Origin of the sequence: Planktotalea sp., assembly GCF_018607995.1 — a bacterium.
Lineage (GTDB): Bacteria > Pseudomonadota > Alphaproteobacteria > Rhodobacterales > Rhodobacteraceae > Planktotalea.
Genome location: NZ_JABBAL010000023.1, coordinates 331,885 through 353,491, shown reverse-complemented (window position 1 = coordinate 353,491; position 21,607 = coordinate 331,885). Strand labels below are relative to the sequence as shown.

The following is a 21,607-nucleotide window of genomic DNA, read 5'->3' as shown; positions in this document are numbered from 1 at the left end:
AGCCCATATAAAGGTCAAATGGCGCGATGGAGGCAAATATGCAAACTCGAAACAAAGTTCTGGACGATATTTCGCAACTTATGACCAACGCAATGGGCGTGGCGCAGGGTGCAAAGACCGAAGCAGAGACCGCGATGAAATCCTTGATGGATCGCTGGTTGGCGGATCGTGATTTTGTGACACGCGAAGAATTTGATGCGGTGCGTGCGATGGCGCAAAAGGCACGCGAAGAGAACGATGCGCTTAAGGCGCGCTTGGATGCAATGGACGCTGCCTCTAAGTAGGCGTTTCTAGCACTACAGCTCATGAACGACCTGCTGCATTTTGTGGCGGGTCTTTTTTTGTCCACAGCTTATTGAGGTTATCCCCAAGTTATAGCTTTACAGGTTGATGCAACACCCTCACGATATGTGGTAGGAACAGACCAAGCTTTCACAAGATGCATTGGTGCAGACCAGATTTAGGGGCGTAGCATGGCTAATCTCGAACACAATATCGAAGACGACATTCACCCGATTGATCTGGTGGAGCATCTTGCAGAGCATCACGCATGGGAATTTGACCGCATTCACGATGATCAAATCGCGATGTCGGTGGAAGGTCAGTGGCGAAACTATTCGATCACGCTGGCGTGGTCCGCCTATGATGAAACCCTACGTATGATCTGCACGTTTGAGATGGAGCCACCCAAAGCAATGCTGCCGAAGCTTTATGAAGCGTTGAACGCGATCAATGATCGCTGCTGGGCGGGGGCTTATACATATTGGGAAGATCAGCAGTTGATGGTCTACCGCTATGGTTTGGTTTTGGCAGGCGGTCAGGTGGCGGGACCGGATCAGATTGACACGATGATCAGCGCGGCGGTGACTAGTGCGGAACGTTATTATCCAGCGTTGCAATTGGTTGTGTGGGGGGATCGCAGCGTGAAAGACGCGCTCGAAGTCGCCATTGCGGAGGCCTACGGGCGCGCGTAACACTTTCCCCTAAAGGTAGTTTCGGGGGATCACATGACACTAGAGACAGTAAACGCACGCGGCATGGTTTTGCTGGGTTGTGGCAAAATGGGCTCCGCCATGTTGGCGGGATGGCTGGCGCGTGGTGTGCCTGCAGGATCGGTTTGGGTGCAAGATCCGTATCCGTCAGAGTGGCTGATTGGCACGGGTGTCCATATTAATGAGGGGTTTCCCGAAGCTCCGGCCGTTGTGCTGATCGCTGTCAAGCCGCAGATGATGGGCGAAGCCTTGCCCGCGTTGGCAGCCTTGCCGAATGCAGGGGTCGTGTTCTTGTCCGTCGCGGCGGGGGTTTCGATTGCAGCTTATGAAGCAGCGCTGGGCAATGATGCGAGCATAGTGCGCGCCATGCCCAACACACCTGCAGCCGTGGCCAAGGGGATCACGGCAATCATCGGCAATGGCAATTCATCCAGTGCGGATTTGGATTTGGCTGAAGCTTTGTTAAGCGCTGTGGGACAAGTTGTGCGCCTTGAAAGCGAGTCTCAAATGGATGCAGTCACAGGTGTCTCCGGCTCTGGCCCGGCCTATGTGTTTTACATGATCGACGCGCTGGCAGCAGCGGGAGTGGCGCAAGGATTGCCCGCAGATTTGTCGATGCAACTGGCGAAAGCGACGGTTGCGGGTGCAGGGGTGTTGGCGCAAGTCGCCGATGAAGCCCCAGAGCAACTGCGCATCAACGTGACCTCGCCTAATGGTACGACGCAAGCAGGGCTAGAGGTGTTGATGGGGTCTCAAGCGTTGATGCCTTTGATCGCGGCGACCGTGAAAGCGGCGACCGATCGCTCGAAGGAATTGGGTAATGGCTGAGATAAGTTTCGACGATTTCATGCAGGTCGATATTCGCGTGGGCCGCGTTATCCATGCAGAACCTTACCCCGAAGCGCGCAAACCGGCAATCAAGATGCAGGTGGATTTCGGGGGTGATTTGGGTGTGAAGAAAAGTTCGGCTCAGGTGACGACACATTATAGCCCAGAGGGCTTGATCGGACGACAGGTTATGGCTGTGGTGAATTTTCCACCGCGTCAGATTGGTAAGTTTATGAGCGAAGTCTTGGTGCTTGGCGTGCCGGACGCCAACGGTGAAGTGGTGCTAATTGCACCGGATCATGATGTGCCGATGGGAGTGAGATTGTTTTGATGAAATTGTTGATCACGCGGCCTTTGCCCGCACCGGCTGTCGATGCTGCGCGAAAGGTTTTTGATGTGGACTTGCGCGACAACACAGCTGTAATGAATGCAGATGAGTTGCGTGCTTCCTTGCGGGACTACGATGTCGTTTTGCCGACCTTGGGTGACATGTATTCGGCTGATATTTTTGCGGATGTACCTGAAGCACGGGCCAAAATGTTGGCGAATTTCGGTGTGGGCTTCAATCATATCGATACGGATGCGGCGCGCTCCGCTGGGATCGAGGTGACCAATACGCCGGGTGCCGTAACGGATGCGACCGCTGATATTGCGATGACTTTGATGCTGATGAGCGCACGGCGTGCGGGCGAAGGCGAACGCACGGTGCGCGCAAATGCTTGGGAAGGATGGCACCCGACCCAAATGCTTGGGCTGCATTTGAGCGGCAAACATGTGGGTATAGTTGGGATGGGGCGCATTGGCCAAGCTATCGCGCGGCGCTGTCATTTCGGTTTTGGGATGACGGTGAGCTACTTCAATCGGTCGCGCAAAGTGATGGATTTCGCGGCGACACAGGTGGAAACACTTGTTGCATTGGCTGCGCAGGTCGATGTTCTTGTGGTGGCCGTGCCGGGTGGCTCGACTGCTCATTTGATTAATGCGGAGATCTTGAATGCGATGCAATCGCATGCGCATTTGATCAACATCGCGCGTGGGGAAGTGGTGGAAGAGGTCGCTTTGATCGCAGCTTTGCAGGCAGGCGACATTGCGGGTGCAGGGCTGGACGTGTACGAATTTGAACCCGAAGTTCCGGATGCTTTGAAAGCTATGGAAAACGTCACACTACTGCCGCATCTTGGAACCGCGACACTAGAAGTACGCACAAGTATGGGGCTGATGGCGGTGGAGAACGCGGTGGCTTTTGCAAAAGGCGAGGCGCTGCCAAATCCGGTCTAGCTGCCCGTCGCTTCGCGCCAATGACGGCGGCAAAGGGAGACGTAGACCTCATTGCCGCCAATCTGCACTTGCTCACCTTCGGTCAAGGCGCGGCCTGTGTCGTCTTGACGAATAACCATCGTCGCCTTCTTTCCGCAGTGACAAATCGTACGTACTTCGCGCATCTCATCGCTGAGCGCGAGCAGGGCTGCGGAACCTGGGAAGAGTTTCCCCCTGAAATCAACGCGCAATCCGTAGCACATGATAGGGACCTTTAGATCATCGACAGCACGGGTGAGCTGCCACACGTGATCTTCGGTCAAAAATTGTGCTTCATCGACAAAGATGCAGGCGCAGGGGCTGTCGTTCAGGCGTGCTTCGATCTTGGCAAACAGATCATCTTCTACATCAAATGTATCCGCTTCTTTACCGATGCCGATTCGGCTCGCGATTCGGCCATCCCCTGCACGATTGTCGAAACGCGCGGTGAGCAAATACACTTTCATCGCATTTTCGATGTAATTGTGCGCGGCCTGAAGCAGCACAGTAGATTTGCCCGCGTTCATCGTTGAATAGTGGAAATACAGTTTTGCCATGTTCAGGATTTTGGCGATGAATTTGCGCGCTGGCAAGGTGAAGATGAAGATGAACGCGCCAAAAAAAAGGGCGTAACAATCAAAAAATCTGATCGTTACGCCCGATACTCTTACCCGAGCTAGAGATGCACCATGGCAGAAAGAGTGCTAAAACGCCTTCCCTAGCGAAACGCCCCTACACAAGGGTTATTAGCTACTCACACGATCCGAAGATTTTCGGAATGGTTTACAAATCTCACATTACCGCGAAAGGATTAACGGGAATGTTTTTGGGAACTTCCCCGTAAATGCACTTGGGGACTTTGAGGGTAGACGTATGGCCGGTGTAGGCAGTTATCTTAAGAAGCATACCGAAGCGTTAGTGAAGGACGTGGGTATCGAACCTGCGTGCGAATTGACAGGTAAGTCCAAGGCGACGTTCGGGCGTTATTATTCCGATAATGAAGAGCATTCGGATAGCTTTATGCCAGTAGATGCACTCGCGGCTTTGGAAGAAGCGGCCTTTTATCCGCATATCACAGCGGCTTTGGCGGAGCTTAAAGGGATTTCCTTATCCTTTGATGAACGCCGCAAGAATTCAGATGACAAAGGTGGCGTCAATCAGGACGTTACTGCCCTGAGCCAACGTTTTGCGATGCTGATGGCGGAGTACAATATCTCCATCGAAGACGGGGTGATAACGATGAATGAAGCGAAGCGCTTGTTGAAAGAGACGGTCGCGATCCAGCAGGTCCTTATCGATATGAAGCTGCATCTTGAGGATGAGCACATTTAACGCGTCTTTAAGAATTGAATAAGGAAAAGCCCCGACGCGATGTTCGGGGCTTTTTTTGTTGTCGGTCAGTAAACGTCTTAGACGAAGAACTGTGCACCGTTCGCGGAGATCGTGGAGCCGTTGATGAAACCCGAGCCGTCGGACGCTAGGAAAGCGACGCAACGCGCAATTTCTTCTGGCTCACCAAGGCGGCCTGCAGGGATCTGGCTGATGATGCTGTCGCGGACTTTCTCAGGAACGGCCATAACCATTTCTGTTGCGATATAGCCCGGGCAGATTGCGTTGGCTGTGATGCCTGCGCGCGCGCCTTCTTGTGCAAGGGATTTCACGATGCCCAAGTCGCCAGCCTTCGTTGCCGCATAGTTAACTTGTGCGAACTGACCTTTTTGACCGTTGATCGAGGAAATCACAATGACGCGGCCAAACTTGTTCTCACGCATGGAAGGCCAGATTGGGTGAACCGTGTTGAACACACCTGTTAGGTTGGTGTCGATGACTTGGTTCCACATCTCTGGAGTCATTTTGTGGAAAGGGGCGTCTTTTGTGATGCCCGCGTTTGCCACAACAACTTCGATCGCGCCTAGGTCTGCTGTTACCTGAGCAATGCCCGCGGCACTTTCTTCATAGCTGGCGACGTTCCACTTATAGGTTTTGATGCCTGTTTCAGCGGTGAAAGCTGCTGCGGCTTCATCGTTTCCGGCGTATGTGGCTGCGACCGTAAAACCATCAGCCTGTAGTTTTTTCGAAATGGCCGCGCCGATGCCGCGTGATCCGCCTGTGACGAGTGCAACTCTTCCCATGATGTAGTCTCCAATTCATATTTGCGTCGGTAATCTTGTTACCCAACGACATTCAGTTTTAGCAATAATGTTTCGTGAAGAAATGTGGGTTGGAGGTGAAGGGCACTGCGTTGCGCCCTTCACCTCCAAATTTATAAGCGCTCGAGGCACATAGCGACGCCCATGCCGCCACCGATGCAAAGCGTTGCGAGACCTTTCTTCGCGTCCCGGCGCTTCATTTCGAATAGGAGCGTGTTGAGAATACGCGCTCCGGATGCGCCGATTGGGTGACCAATCGCGATTGCACCGCCGTTGACGTTAACGACTTCGGGGTTCCAGCCCATGTCTTTGTTCACTGCACATGCCTGCGCTGCAAACGCTTCGTTCGCTTCGACAAGGTCGAGTTCCTCGGCCTTCCAGCCAGCTTTTTCCAGCGCTTTGCGGGACGCGTGGATCGGGCCAACGCCCATGATGGATGGGTCTAAACCCGCAGTCGCGTAAGATGCGATGCGTGCGAGTGGCTCGATGCCGCGCTTATCTGCTTCCTCAGCCGTCATCAAAAGTGCGCCAGCTGCGCCATCGTTCAAGCCGGATGCGTTTGCTGCAGTGACAGAGCCATCTTTGATAAACGCAGGCCGCATCTTCGCCATGGCCTCAAGGTTTGCGCCGTGACGGATGTATTCGTCTTGATCGACGATGATGTCGCCCTTGCGCGTCTTAACCACGAAAGGAACGATTTCGTCAGCGAACTTGCCCGCATTCTGAGCCGCTTCTGCTTTGTTTTGGGACGCGACAGCGAATGCATCCTGCATGTCGCGGCTGATCTGCCATTGCTCAGCAACGTTTTCAGCGGTTTGACCCATGTGATAACCGTTGAAGGCATCCCAAAGACCGTCGCGAATCATGCTATCGATGTACTTCATATCACCCATTTTGTGACCCGCGCGCAGATGCGCAACATGGGGGCTAAGGGACATGTTCTCTTGACCGCCTGCAGCGACAATAGACGCATCTCCAAGTTGAATGTGTTGTGCGGCGAGTGCAATGGCACGAAGGCCGGAGCCGCAAACCTGGTTAATGGACCAAGCGGAAGATTCGATTGGTAGACCCGCGTTCACATGTGCTTGACGCGCAGGGTTTTGACCCTGACCGGCTGTCAGGACTTGGCCGAGGATTGTCTCAGATACGTCAGCGGCATCGATGCCCGCGCGCTCGACAAGGCCTTTCAGCATTGTGGCACCAAGATCATGTGCAGGCGTGTTAGCGAAAGATCCCGTAAAGCTGCCAACGGCAGTACGGGCGGCGGATGCGATTACGATATTTGTCATTTGATCCCTTTGTGCTCAGACGTGGTGAGGCCAGCTTAGCATAAATTGCGCGCAACCCCATGTGGAGATGGTGCGCGATTCTGCTCAGGTCAGCATTCCGTTAGGTCAATAGCGTGAGCGGGCATTATCTGTAAACGGACAGGGTGTCTCAGTCAAAGATATCGGGACTGGGTTGCATGGGGTGCATGGCTCGCGCGAGATCAGGCTCTGGCTTGCAAGCCGTTGTTCGTTTCGCCCCAAGGGGGGCGCACTGTGGGTGCACCGAAGTAATACCCTTGCAAGCAGTCGATCCCGTTCTGGGCCAGAAATTCCGCGTCCTGCACGTTCTCGACAAATTCTGCGACAGTGAACATGTCAAAATGCTGAGCAACCGAGACAAGCGCCTGCACAAGCACTTGGTTGTCTGGATCATTCGAAATGCCACGGATAAACTGGCCATCAATCTTGATCATATCAAAGTAGAAGTCGCGCAAATACCTGAACGAGGTGTAGCCAGCCCCAAAGTCATTAAGCGCAAAGCAAACGCCGCGTTCTTGCAGTTCTGCCATGAAGGAGATCACCAGCTCCGGTACAAGCATGGCGGATGTTTCGGTTATCTCCATGATCAAGCGTTCGTCCAATGTGGGGTCCGTGCGCAAATTACGTTCTAGCACCTTTTTCCAGCGCCCGTAGCCGATGGAGCGAGCAGACATGTTAACAGACAGGCGAAGCGTTGGATTTTTGCTCAGCGCGCGCATACCCTTTTCAAGGGCAAGGCAATCGATGATGCGTCCCATTTCGGTTTCTTCAATAACGTTAATAAATTCGCGCGCAGGGATGATACGTCCAGTTTCATCCAGCACGCGAATGAGGCCGTCGTAAAACGCTACACCACCCGTTGAAGCCATGACAGGCTGATAAGCCAGCATAACCTGCTTATGGTCCAATGCAGTACGCACCATATCCAAAGCCGAGCGATCACGCTGGCTCACCGCCGCTGAAAGCGGATCGCCATTGCTCTGAGGATCAATCCTGTTGCGTTTGCGCTCAGACGCCATGGCCGCTCTCCTTGGGTTCGACGACTGATAGGCTCGAATCTCTTACCAGTAGTTTAACATTCCTATTTTGTTCCAAGTTTATTAGAACATTAGATGAATCAAGATTGAGGGTATGGTGATGAGCGAAATTTGCGGCTGGGCGGATTCAGAAGAAATTTACATTCATTACCATGACACAGATTGGGGTGTGCCTGAATATGACAGCCGCGCGCTTTGGGAGAAGCTAATCTTGGATGGGTTTCAAGCGGGTCTTAGTTGGATAACGATCCTCAAGAAGCGCGAGAATTTTCGCGAAGCGTTCGCAGGTTTCGATCCTAATATTGTAGCAGGTTGGGGCGACGCAGATATCGAGCGTTTACTGCAAAATCCTGGGATTATCCGCCATCACGGCAAGATAGCGGCCACCATCACCAACGCGCGCGTGTGGCAAAGCATCGAGCAAGAGCAAGGCTTTGATCGCTATCTTTGGGACTATGTTGGGGGCAGTCCGATTCAGAATGAATGGACCACCTTGGCAGAGGTGCCCGCCTTTACCAATCTCTCTACGCAGGTGTCTAAAGACCTTAAGAAACGCGGGTTCAAGTTCTGTGGCCCTACAATCGTTTATGCCTTCATGCAGGCGGTTGGCATGATCAATGACCATCTTGTGACGTGTCCACGGCACGCGGCCTGTAAAAAGCTGGTGCGCTAGCCCTCAGGGCTGTTGACTCGTCCATACCCCCTCTATATGCGCGCCGTTATTGGTGTTGGTGGCCCTCGTAAGGGGATGCCTGTCGGGACCGTTCTGCTTTTACTTCACGTGCAGGATTGTTCAAAGGACAGCACCTTTCAAAATTGAAACTTGAAAGGATCCAGATTGTGACTAAGCGTACATCTGCCAAATATAAAATTGACCGCCGTATGGGCGAAAACATCTGGGGTCGTCCGAAGTCCCCAGTGAATCGTCGTGAATATGGCCCCGGCCAGCACGGTCAGCGTCGTAAAGCCAAAGTATCCGACTTTGGTCTTCAGCTGCGTGCAAAGCAGAAATTGAAAGGCTACTACGGCGATTTGACCGAGAAGCAGTTCAAGAAAATCTTTAAAGAAGCGGATCGTGTTAAAGGCGATACGGGCGAGAACCTGGTTGGCTTGCTGGAGCGCCGTCTCGACGCGGTTGTGTACCGTGCGAAGTTCGTTCCAACAATTTTCGCTGCACGCCAGTTCGTGAACCACGGCCACGTCCGTGTGAACGGCAAGAAAGTGAACATCGCATCCTACCGCGTCAAAGAAGGCGACGTTGTAGAGGTTCGCGATCGTTCCAAGCAGATGGCTGCGATCCTTGAAGCGGTTCAGCTTCCAGAGCGTGACGTGCCTGACTACATGGAAGTTGATCACTCCAAGCTAACGGCGACATTCACACGCACACCAGGTTTGTCCGATGTACCTTATCCGGTGCTGATGGAACCAAATCTCGTCATCGAATATTACGCACAGAACTAAGGTTCTTCGCGATAGAATTAGGGAGGCCCGCACATGTTGCGGGCCTTTTGCGTTTGGGGGGGTATTTTGGATGCGGCTTTGCATATGTGCTGCCGCAATCATTGTCAGAGCCTCTTTTTGATGACCGCTAAGCGGAGGAAGTCCCCGTTGAGCAGGTACCATTGCTGGGCATTTCTTATTCAATGAGCAAGCCAATCTTGAAAATATTAGAGGGACCTTCTCCAACCCAAGACGGCACATCTCAGGCTGCCACGGCAGGGCTGAGCTCAGTCTTTTCCGCTGCAAGTAACGCGGCAGATTTATTCCCACACGGCATCGAAGGTCTTCTTCAAATACTGCATTTCCGCAACCAAATAGCTAAGGCTGTAAGCCGACGAAGTCATTGGTTTGGTGGCAGAATGTTTAACAAATTTTCAGGCGAGAACTCTGATTACATTCCAATATCAGGAACTCATCTTCGGCAAACTCTTTCCATTGTAAATATCGACACACCGAATTTTATTTTTGCTTCTGGTAAGTATCTACTGCGTCTGGATATCTCGGAAGAAGTTGCCAACGTTCTTTCGGAAAAGCGCGGCTTGTGACAATGCCAACTCAGCAACAACATATCGGTCGGTTTGGGCTCGAGGCGGACGTACGTGCGCAGATCTGCTCTGTAAAGAATTGCTGTGTCTGGCGATCTTAGCAATTGAGGCGAGCACAGCCACCTTTCATGCTAGCCTTCCCGTCCCTGCAAAGATAAAACGCCCATAAGGAGACCGCTTATGAGCAAGATCAAACCCCGCGCAGGCATTATGGACATGCCGCTCTATCAGGGCGGCGCTGCGCATGTGGAGGGGGTGAGCAATGTGGTTAAGCTGTCCTCTAATGAGAACCCGTTTGGACCGTCCCCTACGGCTGTGAAAGCCTATGAGGCGGGTGCACGCTCTTTGCATCGATATCCGTCTGCGGATCATGCCGAATTGCGCAATGCGATTGCCGAGGTCCATGATCTGGATGCAGAGCGGATCATTTGTGGTGCCGGTTCTGACGAGATCATAGCGTTTCTGTGCCAGTGTTATTGTGGCAAAGGTGACGAGGTCATCCACACAGAACACGGCTTTGCGATGTACGCGATTTCTGCGCGTGCTGCGGGTGGAAAGCCTGTTGAAGTGAAAGAACAAAGTCGCATCACGGATGTGGATGCGATCCTTGCGGCTTGCACGAAAAAGACGAAGCTCGTGTTTATCGCCAATCCCAACAATCCCACAGGCACTATGATTGCTCTTTCCGAGATCGAGCGTTTGGCCGCGGGTATCCCCGAACAAGCGATCCTCGTTCTGGATGGGGCTTATGCGGAATATGTTGAGGGTTATGATGGTGGCGCGGCCTTGGTTGAGGCACGTGAAAATGTTGTGATGACGCGGACGTTCTCTAAGATTTACGGCCTTGGTGCACTGCGTGTCGGCTGGGGTTATGCTCCGAAAGCGATCATTGATGTGCTGAACCGCGTGCGTGGGCCGTTTAATGTGAATGATGCAGCTTTGCGCGCGGCTTTGGCCGCCGTGCAAGATCAAGTCTATGTGACGCAATGCCGTGAAGCGAATGCGAAATGGCGCGACTGGCTGGCACATGCGTTGGCCGCACATGGGGTCCCGTCTGATGTGAGCCTAGCGAACTTCATACTCGCGCGATTTGGCAGTGAGGAAGAAGCGGAAACCTGTGACACATACTTGCAAAGTCAGGGTCTGATTGTGCGTCGTGTTAAGGGCTATAAACTGCCAAATGCATTGCGCATAACGGTTGGGGATGAAGCCTCGTGTCGCCAAGTGGCTCATGCGGTGGGGCAGTTTAAAGGCGGTGCTCGATGAGCCAGCTATATGAGCGTGTCGCGTTGATAGGGCTTGGCTTGATTGCGTCTTCTTTGTTTTGGGCGATGAGACGTGATGGTTTGGCAGGCGAAGTCGTGGGCTACGCGCGCTCAAGCGAGACGCGGGAGACGGCGCGTGAGATAGGTCTGTGCGATCGTATTTATGACACCGCCGTAGAGGCTGTTGAGGGTGCCGATCTTGTTATTTTGTGCGTGCCTGTAGGGGCAATGGATAGTGTGGCGCGTGAGATTGCGCCAGCTTTGAAGCAGGGTGCGACTGTCACGGACGTTGGGTCGGTGAAGCGTGCTATCGTCGATGCCGTCGCGCCACATATTCCCGAAGGCGTTCATTTTGTCCCTTCGCATCCGCTTGCAGGGACGGAGCATTCTGGCCCGCGTTCTGGCTTCGCGGAGCTTTTTGAAGATCGTTGGTTTCTAATTGTTCCTGTTGAGGGAAACAACGCAAACGCCGTTGATCGTATTGAGACGCTTTGGCAAGCGATGGGATCTAAGACCGCGCGTATGGATGCGGATCATCATGATCTGGTATTGGCCGTGACCTCCCATGCGCCACATTTGATCGCTTACACAATGGTCGGGGTTGCGGATGACCTCAGCCGCGTGACGGATAGCGAAGTCATCAACTATTCGGCGGCGGGTTTTCGCGACTTTACCCGCATCGCAGCGTCCGACCCTACCATGTGGCGCGATGTGTTCTTAAACAACAAAGACGCCACGTTGGAAATTTTGGGGCGCTTCACGGAAGAGCTCTTTGCATTGCAACGCGCAATCCGCACGGAGGATGGTGATATGTTGCATGACTATTTCACCCGCACGCGCGCGATCCGGCGCGGTATTGTTGAGGCCGGGCAAGATACAGATGCCCCGAATTTTGGACGATCGAAGTCATGAAGCGATCGATTGCTGTGCTGTTTGTCGGGTGTTTGGCTCTGCCTGCGGCCGCGATTGCACCCGATGCAACGATGCGTCCTTTGGCGCGGGGTGAAGTGGCCGCCCCGGTTTTGACGCGGCCTAAATTGCGCCCTTCTGTCAAAGCATTGGAGTCTTTGAAAGCAGCGCTCCCGCATCGGCCCAAGTTACGGCCAGTGTCCGAGCAGGAAGAGGCGATGGGGCGTGACGTGCAGATTAATCTGGCCTCTGCGGCGGTGAGTTTGCCGAATTCTTTGTATCCCGTGACGCGGCCCAAGGGTTTGGCAGAAAAGGTTATGGGAGAGCGCCGCAAAGCCAAGCGCGCCCGCGCGAAGGGGGCCGTGTGTGGTGATCCTGCCATTCAAGGGGATGTGGTTGGTGCTGTGCCTGGCCGTATTCGTGGTTGTGGCGTGAAAAATGCAGTGAAGGTGCGATCCGTGTCGGGTGTGGTTTTGAGCCAATCCTCGATCATGGATTGCGGGACTGCAAAGGCCTTGAAAAAGTGGGTTGAAAAGGGTGTTAAGCGTGCGCTGGGCAATCGTGGTGGCGGTGTGAAGTCCTTGCGGGTCGCCGCGCATTACGCGTGCCGCACGCGCAACAACAAAAAGAGTGCGAAGATTTCAGAGCACGGTAAGGGCCGCGCGATTGATGTGTCCGGGATCAAGCTAAAGAATGATGAAGTGATTACCGTGCTGAAGGGATGGCGCTCTACGAAGAATGGGCCAGCTTTGAAGCGGATGCACAAGGCGGCTTGTGGCCCGTTTGGCACGGTTTTGGGACCGAATGCGGATCGCTACCATCAGGATCATTTCCATTTTGACACGGCGCGTCATCGCTCTGGAAGTTATTGTCGATAAGTCTTGTTTCGAATTGGCTTTGCCAATCCGAAAGGCAGGAGGACTAGTAACCCAGCCCCCCCCCAAGATATTTTGGAAATAGGAAGAGCAGAGTGTTAGTCGCGAAGCTCTTCGGGTTGAACGCCCCACAGGGATTGTTTCGGGGCCCAGCCTTTGTAGCCGGATGATGACAAGCGGCACCATTCGGGGCCACATTTGCCAAGGCGCGCAATGACACCGAGTTCTAGGCGCGCCACCACAGGTGTAGCCGGATCTGCGCGTTGATAAAGCGCGAGCATATCTCGTTCGATTAGCACATAACGTGTGCCCGAGAGTAGGGAATAGTGCACCCAGCCGCCCACACCATCACGGTCTCGCACACGGCGCCAATGACCGTGTTCCGCGGTGATTTCGAGGGGCATATCGCGACGTTTAAACACCCAATCAATGCGATGGGTCAGTGAGGGCCCACGGCGTACGTTGCCTTCGCTCGCCTTGAGGGAGACGAAGCGCGGCAGGGGCAGATTGGTCACTGCACCGCGCTCTGACGCGCTGGCAGTCGTGGCGACGAGGGCAAGTAGGCCAGCCCGCAAAAGCGTTGCAATTGGTTTCATTTCTGAGCCCGTGTTTTCACTGCGTAATATTATTGCGTCTAAGTTCTTGTGGCGACCGACGCTTTTAGGCACTCTGCACCTCTACGGATCGCTTGAAAAGACGCAAGGAGTGCAAGATGCCATCAGAACGCTTGAGTGTTGTCGTGACGCGACGCCTACCCGATGCAGTGGAAACGCGGATCAAAGAGCTGTTTGATGTGACATTACGCGATGATGACACGCCAATGACGCGCGCTGAATTGGCGGATGCGATGAAAATCGCCGATATTCTGGTGCCGACAGTAACGGACGAAATCGATGCGGGTTTGCTGGCGCAGGCTGGGCCGCGTTTGAAGTTGATCGCGAACTATGGTGCCGGGGTTGATCACATTGATGTTGCGACTGCGCGCCAAAGAGGTGTGCTCGTATCCAACACGCCGGGCGTTTTGACGGATGATACGGCTGACATGACGATGGCGCTTTTGCTGGCGGTGACGCGGCGTATCCCAGAGGGGCTCAACGTGATGCAATCCGGTGCGTGGGAAGGCTGGGCCCCAACTGCATTGCTCGGTGGTCGCGTCGGTGGACGTCGCCTAGGGATCTTAGGCATGGGTCGTATCGGGCAAGCGGTGGCTCAGCGTGCGCGTGCGTTCGGGATGCAAATTCATTATCATAATCGTCGCCGTTTGCGCGCTGAGGTCGAAGACAGCTTGGAGGCGACCTATTGGGAGAGCCTTGATCAGATGGTCGCGCGTATGGACGTGATTTCTGTGAATTGCCCTCATACTCCTACGACTTTCCATTTGCTCAATGCGCGTCGCCTTAAGTTGATGAAGCCAAGCGCGGTTTTGGTGAACACCTCGCGCGGTGAAGTGATTGACGAAAACGCGATGACGCGGATGGTGAAAGCGGGCGAAATTGCGGGCGCGGGTCTTGATGTCTATGAGCATGGATCGGAAGTGAACCCGCATTTGCAAGGCTTGCCGAACGTTGTTCTGTTGCCGCATATGGGATCGGCCACGCAGGAAGGTCGCTTGGAAATGGGCGAGAAAGTTATCATTAATATTAAGACATTTGCGGATGGGCATCGCCCGCCGGATCAGGTTGTGCCGGGCATGTTGTAAAGCGAATTAGGGGAGATGAGAGTATGCGCCAAAGGTTGATATCAACGGGATTGGCGCTGCTCGCGCCTTTTGTTTTGCACGCTCAGGAGGCCGCAGATGCAGTGCAGCCAGAGACCACGATTTCGCTTAATGCCAAGTTGGCAGGAACGCCTGTCGAGGCACAGGATTGGATGATTGTTGCGGCCAATCCTTTGGCATCGCAAGCGGGGGCCAGAGTGCTCGCTCGCGGCGGCACAGCGGCGGATGCGATGATCGCGGTGCAGGCCGTTTTAGGCTTGGTAGAGCCGCAAAGTTCGGGTCTTGGCGGCGGTGCTTTTTTGGTTTGGTATGATCGGGAAAGCGATGCAGTGACCACGTTAGATGGTCGCGAAACAGCTCCTTCTGAAGCGACGCCACGTTTGTTTCAGGACGACACAGGTGCGCCCTTGAAGTTCTGGGATGCCGTTGTTGGCGGCCGTTCTGTCGGGGTGCCTGGCACGCCTGCGTTGATGGAACGCGCGCATCAAAAGTGGGGCAATCAGAAATGGGATACGCTGTTTGAAGATGGCATCGCTTTGGCTGCTGGAGGCTTCAAAGTGTCGGAGCGTTTGGCAGGGATGATTGCGCGCGATTCAGATCGCTTGGTGCGCTTTGGGGGTGCAGCTGCCTATTTCTATCCTTTGGGCGAACCTTTGAAAGAGGGCAAAGTTCTGCGCAATCCCGATTATGCAGAGACGCTGCGGGATCTAGCGCAGAACCGGACTGTGAATTTTTACAATGGTGATATTGCCCGCGATATTGTGCGCACTGTGCGCAACACCAGCGGCAATCCCGGTGTTTTGAACTTGGCCGATATGCGCGGCTATGTGGTGAAAGAGCGTGCTTCTGTTTGCGTCACGTACCGCGCGCATGAGGTCTGCGGAATGGGGCCGCCGTCGTCTGGGGCTTTGACGGTTGGGCAAATCTTGGGAATGCTGGATGGGTATGACTTAAGTGCCCTTGGCGCAGAAAACCCGCAAAGCTGGCGCTTGATCGGGGATGCGTCGCGGCTCGCTTTTGCGGATCGTGGGCGCTACATGGCGGATAGTGATTTCGTGCCTGTGCCGGTCAAAGGGTTGGTTGATCCCGAGTATTTAAGCCTGCGCGCCGAGGCGCTTGATGGTGGCCCTGCGCTTGGCTCTGTTAGTGCGGGAATGCCCGCATTTGATCATGCGATGATGTGGGCCGATGACCAGAGTATTGAGCTGCCCTCGACTTCGCATATCTCGATTGTCGATAGCTATGGCAATGCGCTGAGCATGACCACGACTATTGAGAACGCGTTTGGGTCGCGCCTTATGGTAGGTGGATTTTTGTTGAACAATGAGCTGACGGATTTCTCCTTTCGCACCCATAAGGATGGCGTTCTGATCGCCAATGCTGTCGCGCCGGGCAAACGGCCACGCTCTTCTATGGCACCGACGATTGTCTTGAAAGACGGCAAGCCTGTGCTGGTCGTGGGAAGTCCGGGTGGTAGCAGGATCATTGGCTATGTTGCAAAGATGATTATCGCGCATCTCGATTGGGGCATGGATGTGCAAGCGGCTGTTTCACTGGGTCATGCTGTGAACCGATTTGGTACATATGATCTGGAAGCCGGTAGCGCGATGGAGGCGATGGGGCCAGAACTGGAAGCGCTTGGCTATGAGATTAAAGTGCGTGATCTGAATTCTGGTTTGCATGCGATTTCGATTGGCGAAAGCTTGTTAGGTGGGGCTGATCCGCGCCGAGAAGGCGTCGCTTTGGGTGAGTAGAGCGCAGGAAAATTTGAGTTTATCAGTAAGATGAAGCCGGGTAATTCGCTTCGAAATTGACGTGTGACCTTGTTGCGAGCCATTCGCAATACTATGTCGATGATATGAACAGACGAACTTTTACAGCTTCGATCGCTGCTTTGTTTGCGGCACCCGCAATGCCTGCTGCTGGGTCGCTTGCGCCTGTGAGTGCTGCGCCAACCGCTGCCTCGCACTATGCCAATGCCAAGCTTTTGGCGCGGGCGCATAACCGTTGTTCGCCTGCGATGTTGCAACGATTGTTGCGTGTGGACAGTGCCATTGCGACGGAATTGAACGGTATGTTGCTTAAGCGTGGGGTCATATCCACGGTCGGTGCGCAGGGTGTCTCAATGGCAACCGCACCGCTCAATAGGTATTGCATTACGAATGAAGCGATGCGCGCGTCGAATTTTGCGCAAAAGGTCAAAGAGACGAAAGCGAAGTTGGATCGTATTTCCGAAACGTTAAATGCTCCTGAGCAAGAGGGTGCGTCAGAGGTAAGGTCTGAACCTGAAACATCGCGTGCCTCTACGCATCAAAGGTGATTGATGTTGAGACGTTAAGCCATTTGAAGGCCCCGCGCTGAGCAAAATGTTGCCGCACTCCCAATATAGCCCTTAGGGGAATTTTGAGCGGAGCATGGATATGCCGAATTATTTCTTGATCGGATTTTTGGACTTTTGGCTTGTGTGGGTCTTGGCCTTGATGCGCAATTGCAAGCGAGCCGTGCGGATAAGCCGGTGCTTGAGTTCGGTATGAGTGGCTATATAAATTCGATCAGCGCGCGCATTACCCAAGCTAAAGCCGAAAAGACGGCTGCGGTGAATGAAAAATTCGTGTCTCGGCATGGAAAAAACCCACAAGAAATTTCTTGCCTGAAGCGCCCGAAGGCTGGCAACGTCGCGGCTTTGATGAAGGCGACAACACCTCGATTGTGCCCAATTTTAATAGGTCCTTAAGGGGTGGTGATTGGAGCGAAACCGACAATTACCTCGCCAAAGCACGCAAAGATACGAGTGGGGTTAGTGCGAGTCCGACGCCCAAAGGCGTTAGAAACATGATGAAGGGCCAAAGTGCGGACGAATTTATAGAAGATGTTGCGACCCGCTCTTGGCTGTATGAGCGAGGCGAAGAGACGGTTTTCATCGAGATGCGTCTGAAACTAGCTTCAAATCAGAAGTCCATGGCAGGTCTTGCGAAGGCTGAAATGAACTCTGTGGTTTCTAAAATGAACCAGCCTGCAAAGTTATTTGGCTATTCGGTCATAAGCGGCGTTGGCTTTGTTGAATTGCGTGGGCAGAGCAACATGGTTGTGAGCACGGACCTTGCGACGCACTATCGGATCATTCGTGCCAAAATCGGCCTTGATGAGGAAGTGCAACTGCGCGTCCATGCGAATGCGTCACAGGCGTCTACCTGCGAAATTTTGCATGCGATTGATTTTGAAAGCATGAACAATCTGCTCTCCATGCCGATGCCGTATATCCGAAACGGACATCAAATCCCGATCAATGTCACAGAGCAAGACGTCGTGAATGCGATGTCGATGCTTTATGCCGAGGCGCGCGTTTTGTTGACCTTGCAGCGCGGCTTTGCGATTCGCGATATGTTTGTGTCGAGAGCGCCGAAAATTCAAATTGGCGAGAAAAATGGCCAACCTGTTTTTGCGCCGATCGGGTCGGGCAACACTGAAGATCTTAGAACAGTGATCCAAGAAAGCTATCGCAACTCGATGCTGCTTGTCGCCAATGGTGGCAGTTACGAAAGCGGTAAATCAAGTTTGACCTATAATATTCAAGATGCGCCATAGGTCATTTTGGCCAAACCGACTGCTGAACAAGTGCGCGAGTTGGGCACCATGTCCTTAGCGTTGCAGCAGGAAGTGGAAGAGGCGCGCGCGTCGCTTGGGATCACCGGTTTGCCGTCTTTGTCGAACGCATCTACCGGGCGTGAGCGGAGTAAACCGCAAGCTGCAAAGCAAGAGGAGCCGAAGATCCGTGTGAACCGTTTAAGCGGGGGGGCCAAATCAAACCGCCGTAAAAGCAACGGTTGCGGTGGTGTTTCGTTTTGCAGGGTCGATAACTGACGCTTATCTCACCAAAAGTCGTAAACTTGCAGTTTTAAGTCGGCTGGACATCGCGCAACGTGCGCGTATTTGGCACAACTCCTGCAATTACCGTTCTTTTGGAGTCGCGGCACATGAAAACAAATGTCAAAGCTTTGGTTGTCGGCGGGGGTGCCGTCGGAACTTCGATTGCCTATCACTTGGCCAAAGCGGGCTGGGACGATGTCATGCTCTTGGAGCGTGACGAATTAACATCTGGTTCCACGTGGCATGCTGCTGGCTTGTTACCCTTGTTCAATATGAGCTTCGCAACAACGCATATTCATCAGTATTCGGTCGATTTCTATAAAGAGCTTGAGGCCGAAACAGGGCTGAACGCCGGTTTCGCTGTCGTTGGTAACTTGCGCATGGCGCAGACCAAAGAGCGTATGGACGAGTATATGGTCTATGCCTCAACCGCTGAAACTTGTGGTGTGCCGTATGAATTTCTGACACCTGACGAGATCAAAGCGCGTTGGCCTTTGATCAACACAGAGACGCTTGAGGGCGCGCTTTATCATGCGACGGACGGCTACATTAACCCTGCCGATGTGACGATGGCGATGGCCAAGGGCGCGCGTCAACGCGGGGTTGAGATTGTTCGTCGTTTGCAATCGGACAGCTTTGAATGGACGGGCACGCATTGGAATGTGAACTGTTCCAAGATGATCGAAAAGGGGGGCAACCTGATTGCCTCTGACGAGCAAGTTGTGATTACGGCGGAACATGTTGTGACCGCCTCTGGCAACCACGCGCAGCGCACGGCAAAAATGCTGGGGATCAAGATCCCTGCGATTCCCGTTGAGCACCAGTTTATCGTGACGGACGTTGATCCTTCGCTTCAGGCTTGGCGCGCGGGAGGGAACCCAGAGCATCCTGTTATCCGCGATGCGGACGCGCAGAGCTATGTGCGTGAAGAACGCGGCGGTTGGATTCTTGGCGTCTATGAGAAGAACGCTCCGGCGGTGTTTGAACACGGTGTGCCGGATAGTTTCCGCGCGGACCTCTTCCCGCTCGACCTGGATCGGATCGAAGATCAATACATGTCAATGATTCACCGTATGCCGTCTTGCGAGGAGAGCGGTCTCAAGGATGATTTCAACGGTCCAATTTGCTACACGCCTGATGGCAATCCATTGGTCGGACCAGCGCCGGGCTTGCGCAATATGTGGCTGGCTGAGGGCTTTTCCTTTGGCATCACGGCGGCGGGTGGCACCGGCTATTACCTCGCGCAGATGATGGTCGAGGGGGAGGCAAAGATCGACATGGCCTCGCTCGATCCCAAGCGCTACGGCGATTGGATGACCACGGAATTCGCAGCGCGCAAGAACGAAGAATGCTACGATCACGTCTATGTATTGCACCACCCTGACGAAGAGCGCCCTGCGTGTCGTCCGCTACGTACAGCACCTGCATATGATCGCCAAAAGGCACGCGGCGCACAGTTCGGGTTTGTGAATGGGTGGGAGCGTCCAAACTACTATGGGCCTTTGGATGCACCTGATAATTTTGACCATGATGGGCGTTCTTTCCGTCGTGGCGCGTGGTGGGATCATGCGGTTGAGGAAGCCAAAGCAATCCGTGAAGGCGTTGGTCTAATTGATGCAACCGCGTTCACCAAACACGTGGTTAAAGGACCGGGTGCGACGGCGTTTCTTGATTGGTTCACATGTAACAAGCTGCCAAAGATTGGTCGCATTAACCTGACCTATGCGCTGACTGCGGCGGGAACGACGCGCACGGAATATACGATCGTGCGCAATGGTGAAGACAACTATTATCTCGTCTCTGCGGGTGCGTGGACCGCGTATGATGCTGATTTCTTGCGCAAATCTGCTGAAGATAAGGCGCGCGAATTTGGCTATATTGAGATCCAAGATGTGACCACGCAATGGGGCGTCTTCGCGATTGCAGGGCCGAAGTCGCGTGATGTGCTGAATGCTGTGATCAAGGACGCTGACCCTGCGACTGCGCTTAGCAACAAGCGATTCCCATGGCTGTCTGCGCGTCAGATCGAGCTTGGCATGTGCCCCGTGAATGCGATCCGTGTTGCTTACACAGGCGAGCTGGGCTGGGAGTTGCATCATCCGATGGAAATGCAGAACTACCTATTCGATCTGCTTGAAAAAGCGGGTGAACCGCATGGGATGAAGCTGGTTGGCGCGCGTGCGCAAAACTGGTTGCGTCAGGAGAAATCCTATCGCGCGTTTGGCAATGAGCTTGGCCGAGATGCGACACCTGCGGAAGCAGATTTGCCGCGTTTTATTGATCTGAGCAAAGAGTTCAACGGCAAAGTAGAAATGGAAGCGCTTGGTGTGCGGTCCAAATGTGTGACGCTGTTGATTGATGGACCGAGCGATGCGGATCCATGGGGCCGAGAGGCGCTGTATGATGTGGACACCAAGGTCGGACGTTTGACCTCTGGCGGATATTCTGTGGCGTTCACCAAGTCTATCGGCATGGGCTATGTATCACCTGAACTGGCTGTGGTTGGTCAAAAGTTGAAGGTCAAAATGCTGAACCAGCTTTGGGATGCAGAGATCGTTGAGGACAGCCCATATGATCCGAAAAACACAACGATCCGCGTCGACGGGTAACGCCGACTTGAAATTTCTAAAAGTTTGAAAGGGTGGCTTAGGCCGCCCTTTTTTCATGCGACACTTTAGCAATTGCCACCGCGCTGTGATTTCGTAAACATTCTATATCGTTAGGGAGCGAGATGTCCCTAAGAAACCTTCACAGGCTCAACGCGAAAATTCTTAGAATTTTCATTCTGCTGCACTTTGCCAATCATTCAGTTCTACTACTGGGGCGCGAAAGCCACCTCGCTTTGATGGAGACGCTTCGCCAATTTTACAGGCTTGGTTTTGTTGAATATCCGTTGGTTGCGTTGTTTGCAGCGCAGATCATTTTGGGCGTTTCCCTAATCCTGAAACGCGGCAAGCCAAAGGGGTCTTGGGCTTGGGCGCAGGTGATTTCAGGCGGCTACATCGTTTTGTTCCTGCTTCAGCATCTTGGTGCGATTGTCATGGCGCGGATCAGCTATAACTTTGAAACAACGACCTATTTCGCGGCAGGTGTGGTCAGCGGTTTACCTTATGGCTTGTACTTTTTCCGTACTATCTGCTCGGAATTGTTGCAGTTTTTACCCATATCGTCACAGCTGCACGGTTTGCAATTTGGCCCGCCCCCGCACACGTTTTGCACAAAGCACTGCCCCTCATTGGTGTAGTCTTTGGTCTGTCGGTCGTAACTGCGCTTTGATATGGCGTCACGGATGAGTTGCCGAAGCCCTACCAAGAGTATC

General features: G+C 53.6%; 24 protein-coding genes. 19 read left to right on the top strand and 5 right to left on the bottom strand.

Annotation, left to right across the window (positions count from 1 at the left end):
• The first annotated feature begins 38 nt into the window (after positions 1-38).
• The 5 genes from QZ280_RS10220 to QZ280_RS10200 all read left to right on the top strand — a co-directional run bounded on the left by QZ280_RS10220 (position 39) and on the right by QZ280_RS10200 (position 3,098).
• Positions 39-284, top strand: coding sequence for an accessory factor UbiK family protein (locus tag QZ280_RS10220; RefSeq protein WP_293443561.1), 246 nt, complete (start codon positions 39-41; stop codon positions 282-284).
• Between the two features lie 189 nt (positions 285-473).
• On the top strand, positions 474-974 hold the full coding sequence (locus QZ280_RS10215; protein ID WP_293443558.1) for a YbjN domain-containing protein: 501 nt from the start codon (positions 474-476) through the stop codon (positions 972-974).
• A gap of 33 nt (positions 975-1,007) precedes the next feature.
• Positions 1,008-1,820: a pyrroline-5-carboxylate reductase gene (proC, locus tag QZ280_RS10210; protein WP_293443555.1), complete on the top strand. Its 813-nt coding sequence runs from the start codon at positions 1,008-1,010 to the stop codon at positions 1,818-1,820.
• Positions 1,813-2,151: a tRNA-binding protein gene (locus QZ280_RS10205; protein WP_293443552.1), complete on the top strand. Its 339-nt coding sequence runs from the start codon at positions 1,813-1,815 to the stop codon at positions 2,149-2,151. Before proC ends, QZ280_RS10205 begins: the two co-directional genes overlap by 8 nt.
• Positions 2,151-3,098, top strand: a complete 948-nt coding sequence (locus tag QZ280_RS10200) for a D-glycerate dehydrogenase (protein ID WP_293443549.1) — start codon at positions 2,151-2,153, stop codon at positions 3,096-3,098. Before QZ280_RS10205 ends, QZ280_RS10200 begins: the two co-directional genes overlap by 1 nt.
• Here QZ280_RS10200 and QZ280_RS10195 read toward each other — a convergent pair.
• Positions 3,095-3,673, bottom strand: coding sequence for a thymidine kinase (locus QZ280_RS10195; protein ID WP_293443546.1), 579 nt, complete (start codon positions 3,671-3,673; stop codon positions 3,095-3,097). The two genes, QZ280_RS10200 and QZ280_RS10195, sit on opposite strands and share 4 nt — an antisense overlap.
• 316 nt (positions 3,674-3,989) lie before the next feature.
• On the opposite strand from QZ280_RS10195, the gene QZ280_RS10190 reads away from it, so the two are divergent.
• On the top strand, positions 3,990-4,448 hold the full coding sequence (locus QZ280_RS10190) for a hypothetical protein (RefSeq protein ID WP_293443543.1): 459 nt from the start codon (positions 3,990-3,992) through the stop codon (positions 4,446-4,448).
• A 77-nt stretch (positions 4,449-4,525) separates the two neighbouring features.
• On the opposite strand, the gene phbB is transcribed toward QZ280_RS10190, so the two are convergent.
• From phbB to QZ280_RS10175, 3 genes are all read right to left on the bottom strand, one after another.
• Positions 4,526-5,248 carry an acetoacetyl-CoA reductase gene (phbB, locus tag QZ280_RS10185; RefSeq protein WP_293443540.1) on the bottom strand — a complete coding sequence of 241 codons (723 nt, stop codon included), beginning with the start codon at positions 5,246-5,248 and terminating at the stop codon, positions 4,526-4,528.
• Between the two features lie 131 nt (positions 5,249-5,379).
• On the bottom strand, positions 5,380-6,555 hold the full coding sequence (locus QZ280_RS10180; protein WP_293443537.1) for an acetyl-CoA C-acetyltransferase: 1,176 nt from the start codon (positions 6,553-6,555) through the stop codon (positions 5,380-5,382).
• A gap of 200 nt (positions 6,556-6,755) precedes the next feature.
• Positions 6,756-7,592 (bottom strand): EAL domain-containing protein, encoded by an 837-nt coding sequence (locus QZ280_RS10175; RefSeq protein ID WP_293443534.1) that lies wholly within the window; start codon positions 7,590-7,592, stop codon positions 6,756-6,758.
• Between the two features lie 112 nt (positions 7,593-7,704).
• Between QZ280_RS10175 and QZ280_RS10170 the strand changes: the two genes are divergently transcribed.
• The 6 genes from QZ280_RS10170 to QZ280_RS10145 all read left to right on the top strand — a co-directional run bounded on the left by QZ280_RS10170 (position 7,705) and on the right by QZ280_RS10145 (position 12,707).
• Positions 7,705-8,283 carry a DNA-3-methyladenine glycosylase I gene (locus QZ280_RS10170; RefSeq protein WP_293443532.1) on the top strand — a complete coding sequence of 193 codons (579 nt, stop codon included), beginning with the start codon at positions 7,705-7,707 and terminating at the stop codon, positions 8,281-8,283.
• 167 nt (positions 8,284-8,450) lie between these two features.
• On the top strand, positions 8,451-9,071 hold the full coding sequence (rpsD, locus tag QZ280_RS10165) for a 30S ribosomal protein S4 (RefSeq protein WP_293443529.1): 621 nt from the start codon (positions 8,451-8,453) through the stop codon (positions 9,069-9,071).
• A 182-nt stretch (positions 9,072-9,253) separates the two neighbouring features.
• Positions 9,254-9,655, top strand: coding sequence for a hypothetical protein (locus tag QZ280_RS10160; protein WP_293443526.1), 402 nt, complete (start codon positions 9,254-9,256; stop codon positions 9,653-9,655).
• Between the two features lie 180 nt (positions 9,656-9,835).
• A complete protein-coding gene (gene hisC, locus QZ280_RS10155) occupies positions 9,836-10,921 on the top strand; it encodes a histidinol-phosphate transaminase (protein ID WP_293443523.1) in 1,086 nt (361 codons plus the stop codon).
• Positions 10,918-11,832 (top strand): prephenate/arogenate dehydrogenase family protein, encoded by a 915-nt coding sequence (locus tag QZ280_RS10150; protein ID WP_293443520.1) that lies wholly within the window; start codon positions 10,918-10,920, stop codon positions 11,830-11,832. The genes hisC and QZ280_RS10150 overlap by 4 nt, the downstream gene beginning before the upstream one ends.
• Positions 11,829-12,707, top strand: a complete 879-nt coding sequence (locus QZ280_RS10145; RefSeq protein WP_293443517.1) for an extensin family protein — start codon at positions 11,829-11,831, stop codon at positions 12,705-12,707. Before QZ280_RS10150 ends, QZ280_RS10145 begins: the two co-directional genes overlap by 4 nt.
• Positions 12,708-12,802: 95 nt before the next feature.
• On the opposite strand, the gene QZ280_RS10140 is transcribed toward QZ280_RS10145, so the two are convergent.
• Complete coding sequence (locus QZ280_RS10140; RefSeq protein ID WP_293443514.1) at positions 12,803-13,300, bottom strand: SH3 domain-containing protein; 498 nt, start codon at positions 13,298-13,300, stop codon at positions 12,803-12,805.
• Between the two features lie 116 nt (positions 13,301-13,416).
• Here QZ280_RS10140 and QZ280_RS10135 point away from each other — a divergent pair, with 116 nt between their 5' ends.
• From QZ280_RS10135 to QZ280_RS10105, 7 genes are all read left to right on the top strand, one after another.
• Positions 13,417-14,403, top strand: a complete 987-nt coding sequence (locus tag QZ280_RS10135) for a D-glycerate dehydrogenase (RefSeq protein ID WP_293443511.1) — start codon at positions 13,417-13,419, stop codon at positions 14,401-14,403.
• Between the two features lie 23 nt (positions 14,404-14,426).
• Positions 14,427-16,175: a gamma-glutamyltransferase gene (ggt, locus tag QZ280_RS10130; protein ID WP_293443508.1), complete on the top strand. Its 1,749-nt coding sequence runs from the start codon at positions 14,427-14,429 to the stop codon at positions 16,173-16,175.
• Between the two features lie 104 nt (positions 16,176-16,279).
• Complete coding sequence (locus tag QZ280_RS10125; RefSeq protein WP_293443505.1) at positions 16,280-16,741, top strand: hypothetical protein; 462 nt, start codon at positions 16,280-16,282, stop codon at positions 16,739-16,741.
• A 326-nt stretch (positions 16,742-17,067) separates the two neighbouring features.
• Positions 17,068-18,006: a hypothetical protein gene (locus tag QZ280_RS10120; protein WP_293443502.1), complete on the top strand. Its 939-nt coding sequence runs from the start codon at positions 17,068-17,070 to the stop codon at positions 18,004-18,006.
• Between the two features lie 6 nt (positions 18,007-18,012).
• Complete coding sequence (locus tag QZ280_RS10115) at positions 18,013-18,282, top strand: hypothetical protein (protein WP_293443499.1); 270 nt, start codon at positions 18,013-18,015, stop codon at positions 18,280-18,282.
• Positions 18,283-18,395: 113 nt separating this feature from the next.
• Positions 18,396-20,897 (top strand): FAD-dependent oxidoreductase, encoded by a 2,502-nt coding sequence (locus tag QZ280_RS10110; RefSeq protein ID WP_293443496.1) that lies wholly within the window; start codon positions 18,396-18,398, stop codon positions 20,895-20,897.
• A 122-nt stretch (positions 20,898-21,019) separates the two neighbouring features.
• Positions 21,020-21,532, top strand: coding sequence for a hypothetical protein (locus QZ280_RS10105; protein ID WP_293443493.1), 513 nt, complete (start codon positions 21,020-21,022; stop codon positions 21,530-21,532).
• The last annotated feature ends 75 nt before the right edge of the window (positions 21,533-21,607 follow it).

What these genes read in the sequence shown, in the direction of transcription:
- QZ280_RS10220 (WP_293443561.1), top strand. Translation starts at nt 39, where the DNA reads ATGCAAACTCGAAACAAAGTTCTGGACGATATTTCGCAACTTATGACC.
- QZ280_RS10215 (WP_293443558.1), top strand. Translation starts at nt 474, where the DNA reads ATGGCTAATCTCGAACACAATATCGAAGACGACATTCACCCGATTGAT.
- proC (WP_293443555.1), top strand. Translation starts at nt 1,008, where the DNA reads ATGACACTAGAGACAGTAAACGCACGCGGCATGGTTTTGCTGGGTTGT.
- QZ280_RS10205 (WP_293443552.1), top strand. Translation starts at nt 1,813, where the DNA reads ATGGCTGAGATAAGTTTCGACGATTTCATGCAGGTCGATATTCGCGTG.
- QZ280_RS10200 (WP_293443549.1), top strand. Translation starts at nt 2,151, where the DNA reads ATGAAATTGTTGATCACGCGGCCTTTGCCCGCACCGGCTGTCGATGCT.
- QZ280_RS10195 (WP_293443546.1), bottom strand. Translation starts at nt 3,673, where the DNA reads ATGGCAAAACTGTATTTCCACTATTCAACGATGAACGCGGGCAAATCT.
- QZ280_RS10190 (WP_293443543.1), top strand. Translation starts at nt 3,990, where the DNA reads ATGGCCGGTGTAGGCAGTTATCTTAAGAAGCATACCGAAGCGTTAGTG.
- phbB (WP_293443540.1), bottom strand. Translation starts at nt 5,248, where the DNA reads ATGGGAAGAGTTGCACTCGTCACAGGCGGATCACGCGGCATCGGCGCG.
- QZ280_RS10180 (WP_293443537.1), bottom strand. Translation starts at nt 6,555, where the DNA reads ATGACAAATATCGTAATCGCATCCGCCGCCCGTACTGCCGTTGGCAGC.
- QZ280_RS10175 (WP_293443534.1), bottom strand. Translation starts at nt 7,592, where the DNA reads ATGGCGTCTGAGCGCAAACGCAACAGGATTGATCCTCAGAGCAATGGC.
- QZ280_RS10170 (WP_293443532.1), top strand. Translation starts at nt 7,705, where the DNA reads ATGGTGATGAGCGAAATTTGCGGCTGGGCGGATTCAGAAGAAATTTAC.
- QZ280_RS10160 (WP_293443526.1), top strand. Translation starts at nt 9,254, where the DNA reads ATGAGCAAGCCAATCTTGAAAATATTAGAGGGACCTTCTCCAACCCAA.
- hisC (WP_293443523.1), top strand. Translation starts at nt 9,836, where the DNA reads ATGAGCAAGATCAAACCCCGCGCAGGCATTATGGACATGCCGCTCTAT.
- QZ280_RS10150 (WP_293443520.1), top strand. Translation starts at nt 10,918, where the DNA reads ATGAGCCAGCTATATGAGCGTGTCGCGTTGATAGGGCTTGGCTTGATT.
- QZ280_RS10145 (WP_293443517.1), top strand. Translation starts at nt 11,829, where the DNA reads ATGAAGCGATCGATTGCTGTGCTGTTTGTCGGGTGTTTGGCTCTGCCT.
- QZ280_RS10140 (WP_293443514.1), bottom strand. Translation starts at nt 13,300, where the DNA reads ATGAAACCAATTGCAACGCTTTTGCGGGCTGGCCTACTTGCCCTCGTC.
- QZ280_RS10135 (WP_293443511.1), top strand. Translation starts at nt 13,417, where the DNA reads ATGCCATCAGAACGCTTGAGTGTTGTCGTGACGCGACGCCTACCCGAT.
- ggt (WP_293443508.1), top strand. Translation starts at nt 14,427, where the DNA reads ATGCGCCAAAGGTTGATATCAACGGGATTGGCGCTGCTCGCGCCTTTT.
- QZ280_RS10125 (WP_293443505.1), top strand. Translation starts at nt 16,280, where the DNA reads ATGAACAGACGAACTTTTACAGCTTCGATCGCTGCTTTGTTTGCGGCA.
- QZ280_RS10110 (WP_293443496.1), top strand. Translation starts at nt 18,396, where the DNA reads ATGAAAACAAATGTCAAAGCTTTGGTTGTCGGCGGGGGTGCCGTCGGA.
- QZ280_RS10105 (WP_293443493.1), top strand. Translation starts at nt 21,020, where the DNA reads ATGTCCCTAAGAAACCTTCACAGGCTCAACGCGAAAATTCTTAGAATT.